The sequence below is a fragment of the Bacillus sp. FSL P4-0290 genome, assembly GCF_037975435.1.
Lineage (GTDB): Bacteria > Bacillota > Bacilli > Bacillales > Bacillaceae > Bacillus > Bacillus subtilis.
Genome location: NZ_CP150253.1, coordinates 1,711,383 through 1,726,262, shown reverse-complemented (window position 1 = coordinate 1,726,262; position 14,880 = coordinate 1,711,383). Strand labels below are relative to the sequence as shown.

Here is a 14,880-nt window from a genome sequence, read left to right as displayed (position 1 = left end):
GCATGTTACGCTTAGGAATAGATATTGACGGCACAATCACGGCTCAGGATACATTCGTCCCTTATTTGAACCGTTCGTTTAATCTTTCCATTTCATTAAACGATATGACGGATTATGATTTAACAAAGCTGTTAAACATTACCCAGGAAGAATTTTGGGATTGGATGAATCAAAATGAAGCGATCATATATAAGGAAGCATTGCTTGCACAGCATGCGAAACAGTCACTTGATCTTCTCAAAGAGGAGCACAAGCTTATTTATATTACAGCGAGACGGACTCATTTAACTGATATTACCTATGAATGGTTTGACAGACAAAACATTCATTATGACCACATCGAACTCGTTGGCGGTCATCACAAAGTTGAAGCGGTCAAGAATCATAACATCGACCTGTTTTTTGAGGATCATCACGGTAACGCCATGATGATTGCGAAAGAAGCCGGGATACCGGTGATTTTGTTCAATTCCCCTTATAATCAGCTTCCGATTGATTCAAACATCATCAGAGTAAACAACTGGCTAGAAGCCGTTCAATGGATGAACAACAACAAGCATCACTTAATACGCGTCAATAACTGAAAAAGGAGCCCAAACCGGGCCCCTTTTTCATATATACGCATTTTACGCAGTAGTGTTGTCTTGGTTTTCCGCTGTACAATCAGGGCATGTGCCGTAAATCTCAAATTTATGTCCGCTGACCTGATAGCCATCCAAATCATCACAAAGCTTGTCCATCGGACATGATTCAATTTCCTTTGTTTTGCCGCAGGCAAGACAAATAAAATGATGGTGGTGATGGGTGAATGAACACTTAAATCGGAAAAGCTTTTCACCGGACAGCTCAGTTGTTTCCAAAATCCCAAGTTCTTCATATAAAGAAAGATTTCTGTAGATTGTATCAAAGCTTAAGCCTGGATAATCATCATTCAGTGCAGACAGTACGTTTTTAGCGGTAAGATATCTGTCTGAATCAGCAAAAAGCTGCAGCATATCCTCCCGTTTGTTTGTATATTTATATCCGTTTTCTTTTAATAGGTTCAGCGCTTCTTGGACGTTCATGAAAGGTCCCCCTTTTCGCTTTGCTTAAGAACGTATCACATGTATGAAAAAGAAAATGGCAGCTGTCTGTCCAGCAAGCCATTTTCTTTACTGCAGATAAAATTATACCCATAAAATGAATAAAAGTAAATGAAAGCCTAGTGGATTGCGTTTTTGAATTTTCCGCCTCTCGTTTCATGAGTATTCATAATTGTTATGAATGCATTTTGATCAACTTCAAACACGATCGATTTGAGCTTTGTCACTTCCAGCCTTGTGACAACCGCGTAAATTACGTCTTTTTCTTCGTCCGTATATCCGCCTTTCCCCTTCAGCTTCGTTGTGCCCCGACCGAGACGGTGCAAAATCGCGTCGGAAATCTCATCATACTGCTCAGACACAATAATGACAGCTTTTGTTTCATCAAGCCCTTGGATCACGGCATCAATCGTTTTCATCGCAATATAATAAGTCATGAATGAGTACATCGCTTGCTCAGGACCGAACACAAAAACTGCCCAAATGAAAATGAACACATTGATGAACATAACGAACTCACCTACAGAAAACGGGAGTTTTTTGGTCAGCAAAATACCGAGAATTTCTGTACCATCCATTGAACCTCCATTTCGAATAACAAGCCCGACGCCAAAGCCGAGTAAAAGACCTCCGAACACAGTAGCCAAAATAGGCTGGGTTGTAATGGCTTCTACATGGTGAAGTGAGGATTCAATAACGGCAAGCCCGACAATCCCTATAAACGTAGAGACTAGAAAGGTCTTACCGATATATTTATATCCGAAGATCATAAAAGGAATATTTAATATGACAACGAAAAAAGCGAAATTCAGAAAGGGGTTTGACATAAAGAGGTGGTCTAAAATAAGCGATACACCGATAATCCCGCCATCAATAAAATCATTGGGGATTAAAAATAATTCAATACTTACAGCCGCAGATGCAGCTCCTACCAGAATCATAAAGACCCTGAAAATAAAATGGGTAAATGTTTCTTTCTTATGTTGTTTTGTTGGGGTCATAAAATCTCCTTTCCTGCAATAACTATTTTAAATACATTATAAATCTATTTTACCATTAAACACTGACACATTTTACTGATTTGCCCATACATTAAGTCTGGAGGTGGAATGACCGATGATTTTATTTCAAAGAATTATTTTGCAGCGGCTTAATCAGGCTACTGCTGATGATTTGCTGAAGTACTCAAAACAATACGGAATCAGCTTAACAAGATCGCAGGCCGTTGAAGTAGCGAACCTGTTATACGGGAAAAATGTAAACATCTTTAATGAGAGTGAACGAATGCGGCTGCTGAAACAAGTAGAGACGATTACATCGAAAGAAACAGCTCAAACAGTTAATGAACTATTCAAACAATTTACAAGCTAAAAAATGGGGGTGTTATCCCCCATTTTTTATTGCTGTAAAATCTTTTCAAGCAATGTATCATCAAATTGTTTTTCTTTCAGCATTTCAATCTCAAAACGGTATGGCGGTTTTTTGTTCTTTTTATCTTCACCGACGTATGGTGTTTCAAGAATTTTTGGAATGTCTTTTAACTGCTCATGGTGAACAACATATTGCAGTGCGTCAAAACCTATTTCACCAAAGCCAATATTTTCATGGCGGTCTTTTCTCGCACCTTTGACATTTTTGCTGTCATTGATATGAAGCACTTTAATACGGTCAATGCCAATGATTTTATCGAACTCATTTAGCACTCCGTCAAAGTCTTCGACAATGTTATACCCGGCATCATGTGTATGGCACGTGTCAAAGCACACTGACAGCTGCTCATTGTGTGTAACGCCTTCGATAATCTGCGCAAGCTCCTCAAAGCTTCTGCCGCATTCTGATCCTTTTCCAGCCATTGTTTCTAATGCAATCTGGACATTTTGATTCGGATCAATCACTTCATTTAAGCCTTCAATAATTTTTTTGATGCCGGCTTCAGCTCCTGCCCCTACGTGAGCGCCAGGATGAAGGACAATTTGCTTCGCTCCGATGGCCGCTGTCCGTTCAATTTCTGAACGAAGAAAATCAACACCCAGCTCAAAAGTGGACGGATTTGTCGTGTTGCCAATATTAATAATATAAGGCGCGTGTACGATAATCTCGTCAATGCCGTTTTCTTGCATATGTGCCCGGCCTGCTTCTATATTTAAGTCTTCAATTTTCTTTCGGCGCGTATTTTGCGGTGCGCCTGTATAGATCATAAACGTATTCGCCCCATAAGAGACTGCTTCCTGGCTTGCAGCCAGAAGCATATGTTTTCCGCTCATAGAGACGTGTGAGCCTATTCTCAGCAACAGGTTCCCCTACTTTCTTTTCTTAGATTGGTTTCTTCTCTGTTTTTTCTTGATTTTCTCCATCTCATAGCTCATTTTCTTTTTATACCCAGGCTTAACCTTCTTCGGCTTTTTCACGAGACGATGAGCAATTTCATCCGCTTCATTCGGCGTTTTTTTACGCTTTTTGCGGCGCTGACGGTCATCGCCTTTTTTCCATTCGCCCTTTTCAAGCTCTAAGTAATCAAATTCGATGCCCATTTTTTCAAGTCTTACTAATGCATCCTCATCAGTAAGCTCATAAATGGTCATCGCTTGTCCTGATGAGCCGGCACGAGCCGTTCTGCCCACACGGTGAACATAGAAATCGAGATCATCCGGCAGCTCATAGTTGATAACATGGCTGACACCTTTAATATCAATACCTCTTGCGGCAAGGTCAGTTGCAATGATATATGTGAATTCCAAATCATTGATCTGCTTCATGACTTTTTTCCGCTCACGTGGTGTTAATCCGCCGTGCAGCAAGCCGATTTTCATGCCTTTGCCAGTCAGATACTGGGCAATATGGTCAGCCGTATTTTTCGTGTTGGCAAACACAATCCCCAGGTATGGATTCAGATGCGACATGATGTCAAAAAGGAGCTTGTCCTTGTCACGATGTTTCGAAGGAATGAGGATATGCTCGATTTTCGCAGCAGTCACCTGTTTTGGCTCCACATGGGCGTATTTCGGATTTTCCATGTATTTCTTCAAGAATGGTTTCAGCTTTTCCGGTATGGTCGCTGAGAACACAAGCATTTGCAGATCCTCAGGCATGCGGGAACCGATGTAATCTACATCTGCAAGGAATCCCATGTCCAGCATTAAATCCGCTTCATCAATAACAAGAGATTCCGCTTTATGAACACTTAACGCCTGTTCTTTGATTAAGTCAGCAATCCGTCCGGGTGTACCGACAACAAGATGCGGCTGTATTTTCAATTTATCAATTGATTTTTGTTTATCAGTGCCTCCGATAAAACATTTCGAGCGAATCTGACTTCCTTCTTCACCCTGCGTGATTTTAAGCGTTTCCTGATAAATCTGGTTGGCAAGCTCTCTTGTCGGAGCCGTAATGACAACCTGAACGACATCCTTAGCAGGATCAATTTTGTTTAATAAAGGCAGTAAATAAGCGTGAGTTTTTCCAGTTCCCGTCTGAGACTGGCCGATGACGCTTTCTTTTTTTAGCACTGCAGGAATCAGCCTTTTCTGGATATCAGTCGGTTCGTAAAAACCAAGGCGATGTACTGCATCTATAATAAATGGTTTCAATTCATAAAGTTCAAATTTCGTTTCTTTCATTTTTCCCAGCTCCTTAAAGCGGCACATTATGTGTCCATCATCACATTATACCCGATTTTGCTTAAAAACACCACGTTTGCAAGGCGTTTGTTTTATTCAGTTATGTAAAGCAAATACCGCAGCCCATGCATATTCTAATAGCAGAGAGAGCTGAAAGGAGGTACAAGTATGTTTTCACCGCAGCAGCCAATGAGAAATTACCCACAGCCCGGACCGCCCCGCCCCATGCCAAATCAGCGAATGATGGGCAGAAGACCGCCTAATATGCGAGGACCTTCATTTGGAGCACAGCAGCAAGGTTTTCAGCAAGCCGGACAATTTCTTCCTCAGGCAAATGCCGGAGCGAGAAATGGTGCAGGTGCAGGCGGAGGCTTAAAAGGAATGCTGTCAAGATTCCTACCCGGCGGAGGAGGCGCTGGCAGCGCCGGAGTTCCCGGAATTCCAGGAGCAGGTGCAGCAGCGAGCGGAGGTGCTGGCCTGCAAGGCATTCAAAATATTGCCAATCCTGCATCATTATCCAGTATGCTTGGAAATGTGCAAAAAGTACTCGGCATGGCGCAGCAAGTCACCCCTATGATCCAGCAGTACGGCCCATTAGTCCGCAATCTGCCAGCAATGATGAAGCTGTACAGCCAATTAAGTAAAAGTGATGATACTGAGACAGAGGCCAATGAGGAAAGTGAAAAACAATCCGTTTCAGAAGAATCATCAGAAAAAGAAAAAGAGACTGAAACAAAAACCTCAGATGGGAACAAAAAATCAAAACCAAAAAGTTCTTCTCTCCCAAAGAAATCTAAAACAACTGACAATAAAGAACAAGAATTAAAAACATCTGCCCCGAAGAAAAAGGAAGCTGCCTCTCCTGCTCCGAAAAGAACATCAGGCAGTTCAAAACCGAGATTATATATTTAACATTCTTTGATATCTTAAGTGAGATTGGCTATAATGAGATCAGAAGAATGCAAGAATAGAGCCGTTTGATTACGGCTTTTTATATTGCCTTTACTCACTTCAGTATTGGAGGACAACCGAAAATGGACGTAATTAAAATTTCACCGCGCGGCTATTGCTATGGTGTTGTTGATGCTATGGTGATTGCCAAAAATGCGTCACTAGATAAAAGCTTGCCAAGACCCATCTATATACTCGGGATGATTGTTCATAATAAACACGTCACTGATGCGTTTGAAGAGGAAGGGATTTTTACATTGGACGGCTCTAACCGTCTGGACATCTTAAAGCAGGTTGACAAAGGAACTGTCATTTTCACTGCGCACGGTGTTTCTCCCGAAGTCAGAAGAATCGCAGAAGAAAAAGGGTTAGTCGCAATTGATGCTACATGTCCGGATGTGACGAAAACTCATAATCTAATCTTAGAGATGAAAGAAAAAGGATATCACGTGATCTATATCGGCAAAAAAGGGCATCCAGAGCCTGAGGGAGCCGTTGGCGTAGCGCCGGAGATCGTTCACTTAGTTGAAACAGAAGAAGATGTAAAGAACCTTGATATCCAAGCCGAGAAGTTAATCGTGACGAATCAAACAACAATGTCTCAATGGGATGTTCACGACATTATGGAGCTTGTCAAAGAAAAATATCCTCATGTCGAATATCACCAAGAGATTTGCCTCGCTACTCAAGTGCGGCAGGAAGCTGTATCAGAGCAGGCAAAAAAAGCGGACTTAACAATCGTTGTCGGAGACCCGAAAAGCAACAATTCAAATAGGCTTGCTCAAGTGTCAGAGGAAATAGCCGGGACAAAAGCATACCGGATCGGCGACTTAAGCGAATTGAAGCTCGAATGGCTGAAAGGCGTTAATACCGTTGCAGTTACAGCGGGAGCTTCAACACCGACGCCGATCACAAAAGAAGTCATTCGCTTTTTAGAGCAGTTTGATCACGAAGATCCATCAACTTGGACAACTGAACATAATATACCGCTCAAAAAAATACTTCCAAAAGTAAAAGCAAAAAACTGAGGCTGTAAAAGCCTCAGTTTTTTTATAGAAATGTAAATGGATTTGTATCTGTTTCAGAAACAAAGATATTCACGCCAAACTTTTTATCATTACACATTGATGTAAGTTTTCTCGTGACGCCTTCTTTCATGATTTTTTCCGCGTAATGGCCCGGATCAACCACATTTAGGCCAAGCATCATCGCATCATGGGCCACATGGAAGTATAAATCTCCTGTGACGTAAACATCGGCTCCCTTTCGTTTTGCATGATGAATATACTTGTTTCCATCTCCGCCAAGAACAGCTACTTTTTTCACCATGCTGTCAGCATCCCCAACCATTCTGACACCATTGACGTCAAGCTTGTCTTTCACAAATAAAGCGAATTCCTTGAGCGTCATCTCATTTTTAAGGGTTCCGACACGGCCGAGCCCTTTTTCGGCGGGAGTCTGTTCGACAGGATAGATATCGTAAGCGACTTCTTCATATGGATGGCTTTTTATCATTGCATTGATAACAGCCTTTTCGACGCTTTTAGGAAATACAGTCTCAAGCCTTACTTCATGAACAAGCTCAAGCTCTCCCACTTCACCGATAAAAGGCTTAGCTCCCTCTAATGGCTTAAAGCTGCCGATTCCTTCAGATGAAAACGCGCAATGGCTGTATTCACCGATATGGCCGGCCCCCGCATTTCCGAGCGCGGCTCTGACCTGCTCTTCATATTCCTTCGGCACGTAAACTGCCAGCTTTTTCAGAGGATCCGTATAAGTAGGTGCCAGCACTTCCGTCTCACTCAGCTCTAATGCTTCAGCAAGCAAATCATTCACGCCGCCGTCCGCAACGTCTAAATTTGTATGAGCTGCATAAACAGCAATATCATGCTTCAAACACTTTTCAATTAACCTTCCGGCAGGCTGATCTGTTGAAATATGCTTTAGCGGCCGGAAAATAGGAGGATGGTGTGCAATAATCAAGTCAACCTCTTTTTCAATCGCTTCATCGATAACGCTCTCTAACACATCAAGTGTAACCATCACATTTTTAATTGGTTTGTTTAAAGTGCCGATTTGCAGGCCGATTTTATCTCCTTCAACCGCATAGGCTTTCGGGGAAAATTGTTCAAACAGCTGGATGATCTGCTGCCCATTTACACTTTTAGCCATGATCGATTACCTCCTTTAACAGCTCCATTCGATCGGAGAGCTCCTTTAATTTTTGTTTGTTTTGCTCTGTATCCGCCGCTTGGCTGATCTGTTCATAAATGCTTTGAGTGTGCTGAAGCTCTTGTGTCCACTTTTTCAAAAAGACAGCATTTTTTTCTTTTGCCAAGAAAGGACCGACGAGCATCCCGGCTGATAAAGAAATACCGTCATAAGCCGCATCCCTGTCTCCCTCTTCTGCTACCAGCACCTCATAGCACTTTCCGTCCTCTTCAAGGATTACCTCATCTATCAGCGCATATCCTTCTTTATAAAGCCACTCCCTGATATGAACAGCATGAATATTCGGCTGTAAAATGAGCCGTTCCTTCCCCGTTAATTTGTCTTTGCCCGCTTCTAAAATGTGAGCGATCAAAGCCCCGCCCATTCCGGCAATCGTAATGGCATCAGCTTCACCTTTTTTAATCACTTCCAGTCCGTCTCCCTGCCTTACAGAAATGTGCGAGTTTAAGCCTGATTTTTCAACCTGCCGCTTTGCAGACAAAAACGGGCCGTCTGTTATTTCTCCGGCAATCGCCCCGCTGGCTTTATGATTCAGCACCGCATAACAAGGAAGGTATGCGTGGTCAGAGCCGATATCGGCCATCACCGCTCCATTCGGTATGTACTCCGCTACTGTTTGCAATCGTTTAGATAATTTTAATTCGTTCACTTGTCATCACAACTTTTCTCAATCATTTTTTCCTTTACTATCATATAAAAAATCAGCCCGGAATCCAAGCTGAAGCAAATGATTTTGAAATTATTTCTTTTGATGCGGGTCTGCACGCGGCAGTCAAAAATAAAAGGCTGTCGAGAACATCTCGGCGGCCTGTGAATGTATAAAGAGAAAAATAGTTCTTTTATTTAATTTTTGACACCCACTCTGCCATATCATCCAGCTTATCGGCAGGAACAAGACCGGAAGGCATTCCATTACCGCCTTTTTCGATCTTTGTTTTAATTTCAGCGACATCTTTCTTATCCCCTACACCTTTTAAGCTCGGACCCGAAACACCTTCATAATTTTCACCGTGGCATGCGATGCAGTTTGCCTTGTAAATTTCTTCTGGTGAAGCGTTTGCATCTTTCTTTTCAGCAGATTTGCTTTCTCCTCCGCTTGCAATCTCCCGAGAGTCATCAAGTCCTTTTACTGATAAAAAGAAAGTTAGACCAATTCCTAAAACAGCGATCAGCAAAAATGGAATAAGCGGGTTCCATTTCATTTCCCTTCCCCCTTTTTGATCCTTCCCCCTATGTAAACACTTCTAATTCTAACTTATTTTTACAAAAAGTAAATGGATTGCTATACAAAAGTTTTTTATTCACACTTTATACAAAATTGAATTGAAACATGCCTAAATCTCTAATATCCTTTTTATTCTATTGTATAATGTATTGTATACGCTTACAATAGAAAATATGGAATTAGATTTTGAAATTTTTCACCACAATGTTCATTTGCAAATGACATCATTTTTCAGTAAAATAAAGGCATATTATCCATATATCTTTTTAAAAAAAAGAAGAACGGATCTTCAAGACCCGTTCCATCTTATTCAAGGAAATCTTTCAAACGTTTACTTCTGCTAGGATGTCTTAGTTTCCGCAACGCTTTGGCTTCGATTTGTCGAATACGCTCTCTCGTTACTCCAAATACTTTGCCGACCTCTTCTAATGTTCTTGTACGGCCGTCATCAAGACCGAATCGAAGACGCAATACATTTTCTTCACGATCAGTTAACGTATCAAGCACATCTTCCAGCTGCTCTTTCAATAGCTCGTATGCGGCGTGGTCAGAAGGTGAAGTTGCTTCTTGGTCTTCAATGAAATCACCAAGGTGCGAGTCATCCTCTTCACCGATCGGTGTTTCCAGAGATACCGGCTCTTGAGCAATCTTTAAGATTTCGCGTACTTTTTCAGGCGTTAAATCCATATCTTCCGCAATTTCTTCAGGTGTTGGTTCTCTGCCTAAGTCTTGCAGTAATTGACGCTGCACACGGATTAATTTATTAATGGTTTCAACCATATGAACGGGAATCCGGATCGTTCTCGCCTGATCGGCAATGGCGCGTGTAATCGCCTGTCTGATCCACCACGTAGCATACGTACTGAATTTATAACCTTTGCGATAATCAAATTTTTCAACGGCTTTCATCAGACCCATGTTTCCTTCCTGGATCAGATCAAGGAACAGCATACCGCGTCCGACATACCGTTTTGCGATACTGACAACAAGCCGCAGGTTCGCTTCAGCCAATCTGCGTTTAGATTCTTCGTCACCTTCTTCAATCTTTTGAGCGTAGGCGATTTCTTCTTTTGCAGAAAGAAGGTTAACCCGACCGATTTCCTTTAAATACATACGAACTGGGTCATTGATTTTAACGCCAGGCGGTACACTTAGGTCATTAAGGTCAAATTCTTCTTCGGCTTTGGCAAGCTGCTGAATATTAGGATCTTCTGTTTCTTCATTCTCACTAATTAATTCAACACCTTGTTCACCTAAAAATTCATAATACTCATCCATTTGGTCTGATTCAATTTCAAAGCTGGACATACGCTCAGCAATTTCTTCATATGTCAAAACGCCACGTTTTTTACCAGACTCTGTTAATTGCTCTTTTACTTGGTCGAATGTTAATTCTGTCTCGTGGGTTTGTTTATCAGCCATTATGGATCCCTCCTTCCAAAGCTTGCAACGAATTCTATAAGCGGTATGATTCTTATTCGGTCCATTCAGGCGTTTTCTATGTGAACTGCCTTTAACAATGTGCGAATAATGAAATGACAATTCATGATGAGGTTAAGCGATCTATTTGCTCCTCCGCAAGGAATCATTGCCAATAAATGCTCCTCATCAGTTCTCCAGTTATTTTAAAGATCGGTTCAATGTAACGATTTCTTGAGCCAAAGAAGCAGCTCTTAAAAAATCTTTTTGCCTCTCTGCTTCGGCTCTTTCCGACTCTTTTTCTTTTATCATTGACCAATTTCTTTGATTCAACACTTTTTTTACATAATCTGATAACTCGGCTTCGCTAAGCTCTTGATTAACCTGAAGCATTAATATATCGGACAAGAGCTGGCTTATATGATCATCCGTCACCCTGGCCATCAGATGCTGAGGCGTAAGCTCGGCTCCCTCTTCATAAAAAGCATAAAGATAGGCGGCTAATGCCCGGTGCTCATCAATATTAAATTGAAACCCTACCCGGTCAATCACTTTTTTGATGACGCTCCGATCTCGAAGCATGTGAGCGAGTAACAGCCTTTCTGCATTTTCATACGCCGGACGCAAACGTTTTTGCCTTGCTTTTGTCGTCAGATGCGCTCGCCGCGTTTTTGTTTCACCGCTATTGTCAGCAGGTTTGTTTTGCTTGCTGAAAACAGACAGCTGCTCAGTTAAAGACTCCTGTGAAAGCGAAAACTCTGAAGCAAGCTGCTTTACATAGACTTCCTGCTCTAGAGACCCTGAAAGCGTGCTGATTTCTTTCAGTACGTCTTTAATGTAAGCTAGTCGGTCGCCTTCATCGGACAGGTTCTTTCCTTTTCGGAAATATTGCATTTTGAACGCCATTACGGTGACACTGGCATCAATAATGTCGTTTTTAAATTTTTCCCCGCCGAATTTTTTGATGTAATCATCAGGGTCCAATCCGTCAGGAATCATTGCAACTCTGACTTTGCAGCCTTTTTTTTGCAGAAGCTCCGAAGCTTTTAAGGTGGCTTCATAACCGGCTTTATCAGAGTCATAGCAAAGAATGATTTCTTCGACGTTTCTTCTCAGGATCTTGACATGATCATCTGTAAGAGATGTTCCCATCGTGGCTATGCTTTCTTTTACACCCGAGCTTACGGCCGATATGACATCAGCAAACCCTTCAAATAAGACTGCTCTTTCCTGCTTTCTGATATGAAGGCGGGCCTTATAAAAATTGTAAAGCAGTTTGCTTTTATGAAAGAGCGGGGTTTCAGGACTGTTCATATACTTAGGCTGCTGGCTGCCAAGAGCCCTGCCTGAGAAAGCAACAACAGCCCCGTGATGATCATGGATCGGAAACATGACACGGTTTCTGAAGCGGTCGAAATATCCGCTTCCGTCTTCGCGTCTGATCAGGAGACCCGCTTTTTCCATTTGCGCCTCACTAAATCCCCTCTTTACAAGGAATTTCGTGATAAAGTCCCAAGAATCAAGAGCATAGCCAATCTGAAATTCATCAATCAGCTCTTTCGTAAAGCCCCTAGAAAGCAGATAATCCAGTGCCTCTTGACCTTCTTTTGTATTTATTAACAAATGATGGTAAAATTTCTTCAGGAGCTCATGGGCCTCAGCCATTTTTTGTTCTCCAGAAGACTCTGGCCGGGCTCCGGAATGGACTGTTATATCATCTGGAAAATCAATTTGGTATTTGTCAGCAAGGTGAGAAACTGACTCGGCAAAAGAATAGCCTTCCATCTGCCTTAAAAAAGAGAAAACATTGCCGCCCGCTCCGCAGCCAAAGCAATGAAAAATCTGTTTGTCGGGCGATACGGAAAACGAAGGTGTGCTTTCTCCATGAAAAGGACAGAGTCCAAAGTAGTTTCGGCCTTGCTTCTTTAATTGAACATAATCACCTATGACTTCAACGATATCTGCCGACTTTTGCACCTGATCCACAATTTCATCTGGTATCCGATTTCCCATCTTATAACACTCCGTCGTACATTATTCGATGCTTTAGTGCAAAATCCCTTCATCGTTCGACAGGATTTTTTGCAGCAGTGTAATAAATCGTTCTCGATCTTCTTTATTCAATTTTTTAGGCCCTTTGGCATATACGCCTTTTCTTCTTTGTTTGCCGGAAAAATGACGGCCCTCTAGGGCAAAATCAATCGTGTCTTCCTTGTAAAGACGACCTCTTTCCGACATAACAGAGACATTTCTATTCAACAGCAGAGATGCTAATCCGATGTCCTGCGTCACAACAATATCTCCCGGTTTCACGTGATTTGCGATATATAAATCAGCAGCTTCTTTATGAGGATCAACATACTTCCATTTTTCTTCATTGCTTCTGGAAAGCTGATAATGTTCAAATGAAGCGACAAAAAGAACTTGAACTTCATACTCGGATGCTGTTTGTAAAATTTCATCTTTTACAGGACAAGCATCAGCATCGACAAAAATCGTCTTTTCTTGTTCATTAAGAAGAGTAATTCTCCATCCCTCCATTAAACTCCTGCATAAAAGCAAGCAAAATCGCACATCCTTTATTATTGTGGATGTATATGAATTTGTCGAAAAATTTCCGGGAGAAATTCTTGACATCTTACCCATAATAGTTTATTCGTATCACACGATCCTTAAACCTAAAATTAATCATTTTATCACAATTTTTTATTATAATACAAACTTCACAAAGATGCTATTGTTTTTCATTATTCCCTTTTGGCACAGCCAAAAACCCAGGATAGAGCGTCCTGAGTTATATGTTTTTTGTTTTGAGATGATGGATAATATTTGCTGTTTCCTCAACCGCTTTATTTGAAACATCAACAACCTGGCAGCCGATCCGATCCACAATCTTTTCGAAATACTCGAGTTCCTCTTTGATTCTGTTGATATTTGCATAAATCGCTTTATCATTAAGCCCGAGTGATTTTAAACGTTCTTTTCTGATATGATTCAGTTTATCAGGGCTAATCTTTAAACCGATGCATTTTTTCGGATCAACGTTAAAGAGTTCTTCCGGCGGATCAACCTCCGGTACAATCGGAACATTGGCAACCTTCAGGCGTTTGTGTGCGAGATATTGAGACAGCGGTGTTTTAGACGTTCTTGACACGCCGATCAAAACGATATCAGCTTTTAAAATCCCTCTTGGATCACGTCCATCATCGTATTTAACTGCAAACTCGATGGCCTCCACTTTTTTGAAATAATCTTCATCAAGCTGGCGCACCCGCCCCGGTTCGTATTTCGCTGTTAAACCGTAGGCTGTTTCCATTTTATCAATCAACGGGCCGATAATATCATAATATAAAACATTTGATTTTTCCGCTTCGGCTATCAAATATTCTCTGATTTCCGGCACCACGAGTGTAAAACAGATAATGCCGCCGTCTGCCTTTGCAAGTGAAATCACTTCATTGATAGTGCCTATATCTTCAACATAAGGAATTCTTCTTACATGGGTATCATCCGCCGATCCGTTAAATTGGCTGAGTGCTGCTTTTACTACCAATTCAGCCGTTTCACCGACGGAATCCGATACAACATAGATGATGCGGTTATTCATATTATCCCCCCGTTAGTTTGCAATCTTATAGGATTTCATTTTCAGATAAACTGACAAGTATTTTGGTCATATTTGTTTTTGTCACTCTGCCGATCACTTCAAAGCCTTTATCGGTGTCTTTGATGACAGGCAGTGCATCAATTTGTTTTTCTATTAAATGCTTTGCAATGTCCATCACATAATCCTCGCGTCTGCACACCGTAATGTTCGGCATCCTTGTCATGATGATGTGAACAGGGACCGATGTAAGCTCCTGCTGGCCAATGCTCGCTCTGAGCAAGTCTTTTCGTGAAAGCACCCCGACTAAAACAGCATCGCGGTCCACCACAAACAGAGTACCTACATCTTCTAAAAACATGGTGCAAATCGCATCGTACACAGAAACGTTTTCGTGAATCACTACGGGGATAGATTGAAAGTCTTTCACCTGAAGCTTTTTGAGTTTATCCGCCAAAAGCTGCGTGCCGGTTTTTCCCGTATAGAAATAACCGACTCTCGGGCGCGCCTCGAGGAATCCTGACATGGTGAGTATGGCTAAATCCGGACGCAATGTCGCCCTGGTTAGGTTCAGCTTTTCTGCAATATGCTCCCCTGTAATCGGCCCGTTTTCTTTTACAATCTGCAAAATATGTTCTTGCCGTTTATTTAGTTCGATCGTACTCACCACCTTTTCACTTCATAGCTATGTAAAGAAATAATAATCCATATTATAACGTAAATATCTTGTAATCAAACAAAAAACTTATA

16 protein-coding genes are annotated in these 14,880 nt (G+C 41.6%); 4 read left to right on the top strand and 12 right to left on the bottom strand.

Annotated elements, in window-relative coordinates; genetic code table 11:
• Window positions 1–2 precede the first annotated feature (2 nt).
• A complete protein-coding gene (locus MKY10_RS09185) occupies window positions 3–584 on the top strand; it encodes a nucleotidase (RefSeq protein WP_003246215.1) in 582 nt (193 codons plus the stop codon).
• 42 nt (window positions 585–626) lie between these two features.
• Here MKY10_RS09185 and zur read toward each other — a convergent pair whose 3' ends face one another.
• Window positions 627–1,064 (bottom strand): zinc uptake transcriptional repressor Zur, encoded by a 438-nt coding sequence (gene zur / locus MKY10_RS09180; RefSeq protein ID WP_003230079.1) that lies wholly within the window; start codon window positions 1,062–1,064, stop codon window positions 627–629.
• A 137-nt stretch (window positions 1,065–1,201) separates the two neighbouring features.
• Entirely contained in the window at window positions 1,202–2,083 is an 882-nt protein-coding gene (locus MKY10_RS09175; protein WP_003230077.1) for a YitT family protein, read from the bottom strand.
• A 115-nt stretch (window positions 2,084–2,198) separates the two neighbouring features.
• Between MKY10_RS09175 and MKY10_RS09170 the strand changes: the two genes are divergently transcribed.
• Window positions 2,199–2,453: a DUF2624 domain-containing protein gene (locus tag MKY10_RS09170; protein WP_003230076.1), complete on the top strand. Its 255-nt coding sequence runs from the start codon at window positions 2,199–2,201 to the stop codon at window positions 2,451–2,453.
• A 26-nt stretch (window positions 2,454–2,479) separates the two neighbouring features.
• On the opposite strand, the gene MKY10_RS09165 is transcribed toward MKY10_RS09170, so the two are convergent.
• Together MKY10_RS09165 and cshB are read right to left on the bottom strand one after the other, a co-directional pair.
• Window positions 2,480–3,373 carry a deoxyribonuclease IV gene (locus tag MKY10_RS09165; RefSeq protein ID WP_009967756.1) on the bottom strand — a complete coding sequence of 298 codons (894 nt, stop codon included), beginning with the start codon at window positions 3,371–3,373 and terminating at the stop codon, window positions 2,480–2,482.
• A 9-nt stretch (window positions 3,374–3,382) separates the two neighbouring features.
• Window positions 3,383–4,699, bottom strand: a complete 1,317-nt coding sequence (gene cshB / locus MKY10_RS09160; RefSeq protein WP_044052499.1) for a DEAD-box ATP-dependent RNA helicase CshB — start codon at window positions 4,697–4,699, stop codon at window positions 3,383–3,385.
• A gap of 168 nt (window positions 4,700–4,867) precedes the next feature.
• On the opposite strand from cshB, the gene MKY10_RS09155 reads away from it, so the two are divergent.
• Window positions 4,868–5,611 (top strand): YqfQ family protein, encoded by a 744-nt coding sequence (locus tag MKY10_RS09155; protein WP_003246095.1) that lies wholly within the window; start codon window positions 4,868–4,870, stop codon window positions 5,609–5,611.
• A gap of 122 nt (window positions 5,612–5,733) precedes the next feature.
• Entirely contained in the window at window positions 5,734–6,678 is a 945-nt protein-coding gene (locus tag MKY10_RS09150) for a 4-hydroxy-3-methylbut-2-enyl diphosphate reductase (protein WP_014477361.1), read from the top strand.
• Between the two features lie 22 nt (window positions 6,679–6,700).
• Here MKY10_RS09150 and MKY10_RS09145 read toward each other — a convergent pair whose 3' ends face one another.
• The 8 genes from MKY10_RS09145 to ccpN all read right to left on the bottom strand — a co-directional run bounded on the left by MKY10_RS09145 (window position 6,701) and on the right by ccpN (window position 14,797).
• Window positions 6,701–7,822, bottom strand: a complete 1,122-nt coding sequence (locus tag MKY10_RS09145) for a Nif3-like dinuclear metal center hexameric protein (protein ID WP_015251693.1) — start codon at window positions 7,820–7,822, stop codon at window positions 6,701–6,703.
• Window positions 7,815–8,465 (bottom strand): tRNA (adenine(22)-N(1))-methyltransferase TrmK, encoded by a 651-nt coding sequence (trmK, locus tag MKY10_RS09140; RefSeq protein WP_015251692.1) that lies wholly within the window; start codon window positions 8,463–8,465, stop codon window positions 7,815–7,817. Before trmK ends, MKY10_RS09145 begins: the two co-directional genes overlap by 8 nt.
• 256 nt (window positions 8,466–8,721) lie before the next feature.
• Window positions 8,722–9,084, bottom strand: coding sequence for a cytochrome c550 (gene cccA / locus MKY10_RS09135; protein ID WP_003230068.1), 363 nt, complete (start codon window positions 9,082–9,084; stop codon window positions 8,722–8,724).
• A gap of 329 nt (window positions 9,085–9,413) precedes the next feature.
• Complete coding sequence (rpoD, locus tag MKY10_RS09130; RefSeq protein WP_003226225.1) at window positions 9,414–10,529, bottom strand: RNA polymerase sigma factor RpoD; 1,116 nt, start codon at window positions 10,527–10,529, stop codon at window positions 9,414–9,416.
• Between the two features lie 198 nt (window positions 10,530–10,727).
• The gene (gene dnaG, locus MKY10_RS09125) at window positions 10,728–12,539 is read right to left on the bottom strand and encodes a DNA primase (protein WP_015251690.1); all 1,812 of its coding nucleotides are present in this window, start codon (window positions 12,537–12,539) and stop codon (window positions 10,728–10,730) included.
• A 33-nt stretch (window positions 12,540–12,572) separates the two neighbouring features.
• Window positions 12,573–13,067, bottom strand: a complete 495-nt coding sequence (locus tag MKY10_RS09120; RefSeq protein WP_003230065.1) for a YaiI/YqxD family protein — start codon at window positions 13,065–13,067, stop codon at window positions 12,573–12,575.
• Between the two features lie 253 nt (window positions 13,068–13,320).
• Complete coding sequence (locus MKY10_RS09115; RefSeq protein WP_015251688.1) at window positions 13,321–14,133, bottom strand: pyruvate, water dikinase regulatory protein; 813 nt, start codon at window positions 14,131–14,133, stop codon at window positions 13,321–13,323.
• A 25-nt stretch (window positions 14,134–14,158) separates the two neighbouring features.
• A complete protein-coding gene (gene ccpN / locus MKY10_RS09110) occupies window positions 14,159–14,797 on the bottom strand; it encodes a transcriptional regulator CcpN (protein ID WP_003237058.1) in 639 nt (212 codons plus the stop codon).
• Window positions 14,798–14,880: the final 83 nt, after the last annotated feature.

Excerpts from the sequence above, each read along its gene's own strand:
- MKY10_RS09185 (WP_003246215.1), top strand. The coding sequence starts at position 3 with ATGTTACGCTTAGGAATAGATATTGACGGCACAATCACGGCTCAGGAT.
- zur (WP_003230079.1), bottom strand. The coding sequence starts at position 1,064 with ATGAACGTCCAAGAAGCGCTGAACCTATTAAAAGAAAACGGATATAAA.
- MKY10_RS09175 (WP_003230077.1), bottom strand. The coding sequence starts at position 2,083 with ATGACCCCAACAAAACAACATAAGAAAGAAACATTTACCCATTTTATT.
- MKY10_RS09170 (WP_003230076.1), top strand. The coding sequence starts at position 2,199 with ATGATTTTATTTCAAAGAATTATTTTGCAGCGGCTTAATCAGGCTACT.
- cshB (WP_044052499.1), bottom strand. The coding sequence starts at position 4,699 with ATGAAAGAAACGAAATTTGAACTTTATGAATTGAAACCATTTATTATA.
- MKY10_RS09155 (WP_003246095.1), top strand. The coding sequence starts at position 4,868 with ATGTTTTCACCGCAGCAGCCAATGAGAAATTACCCACAGCCCGGACCG.
- MKY10_RS09150 (WP_014477361.1), top strand. The coding sequence starts at position 5,734 with ATGGACGTAATTAAAATTTCACCGCGCGGCTATTGCTATGGTGTTGTT.
- MKY10_RS09145 (WP_015251693.1), bottom strand. The coding sequence starts at position 7,822 with ATGGCTAAAAGTGTAAATGGGCAGCAGATCATCCAGCTGTTTGAACAA.
- trmK (WP_015251692.1), bottom strand. The coding sequence starts at position 8,465 with ATGGCCGATATCGGCTCTGACCACGCATACCTTCCTTGTTATGCGGTG.
- cccA (WP_003230068.1), bottom strand. The coding sequence starts at position 9,084 with ATGAAATGGAACCCGCTTATTCCATTTTTGCTGATCGCTGTTTTAGGA.
- rpoD (WP_003226225.1), bottom strand. The coding sequence starts at position 10,529 with ATGGCTGATAAACAAACCCACGAGACAGAATTAACATTCGACCAAGTA.
- dnaG (WP_015251690.1), bottom strand. The coding sequence starts at position 12,539 with ATGGGAAATCGGATACCAGATGAAATTGTGGATCAGGTGCAAAAGTCG.
- MKY10_RS09120 (WP_003230065.1), bottom strand. The coding sequence starts at position 13,067 with ATGGAGGGATGGAGAATTACTCTTCTTAATGAACAAGAAAAGACGATT.
- MKY10_RS09115 (WP_015251688.1), bottom strand. The coding sequence starts at position 14,133 with ATGAATAACCGCATCATCTATGTTGTATCGGATTCCGTCGGTGAAACG.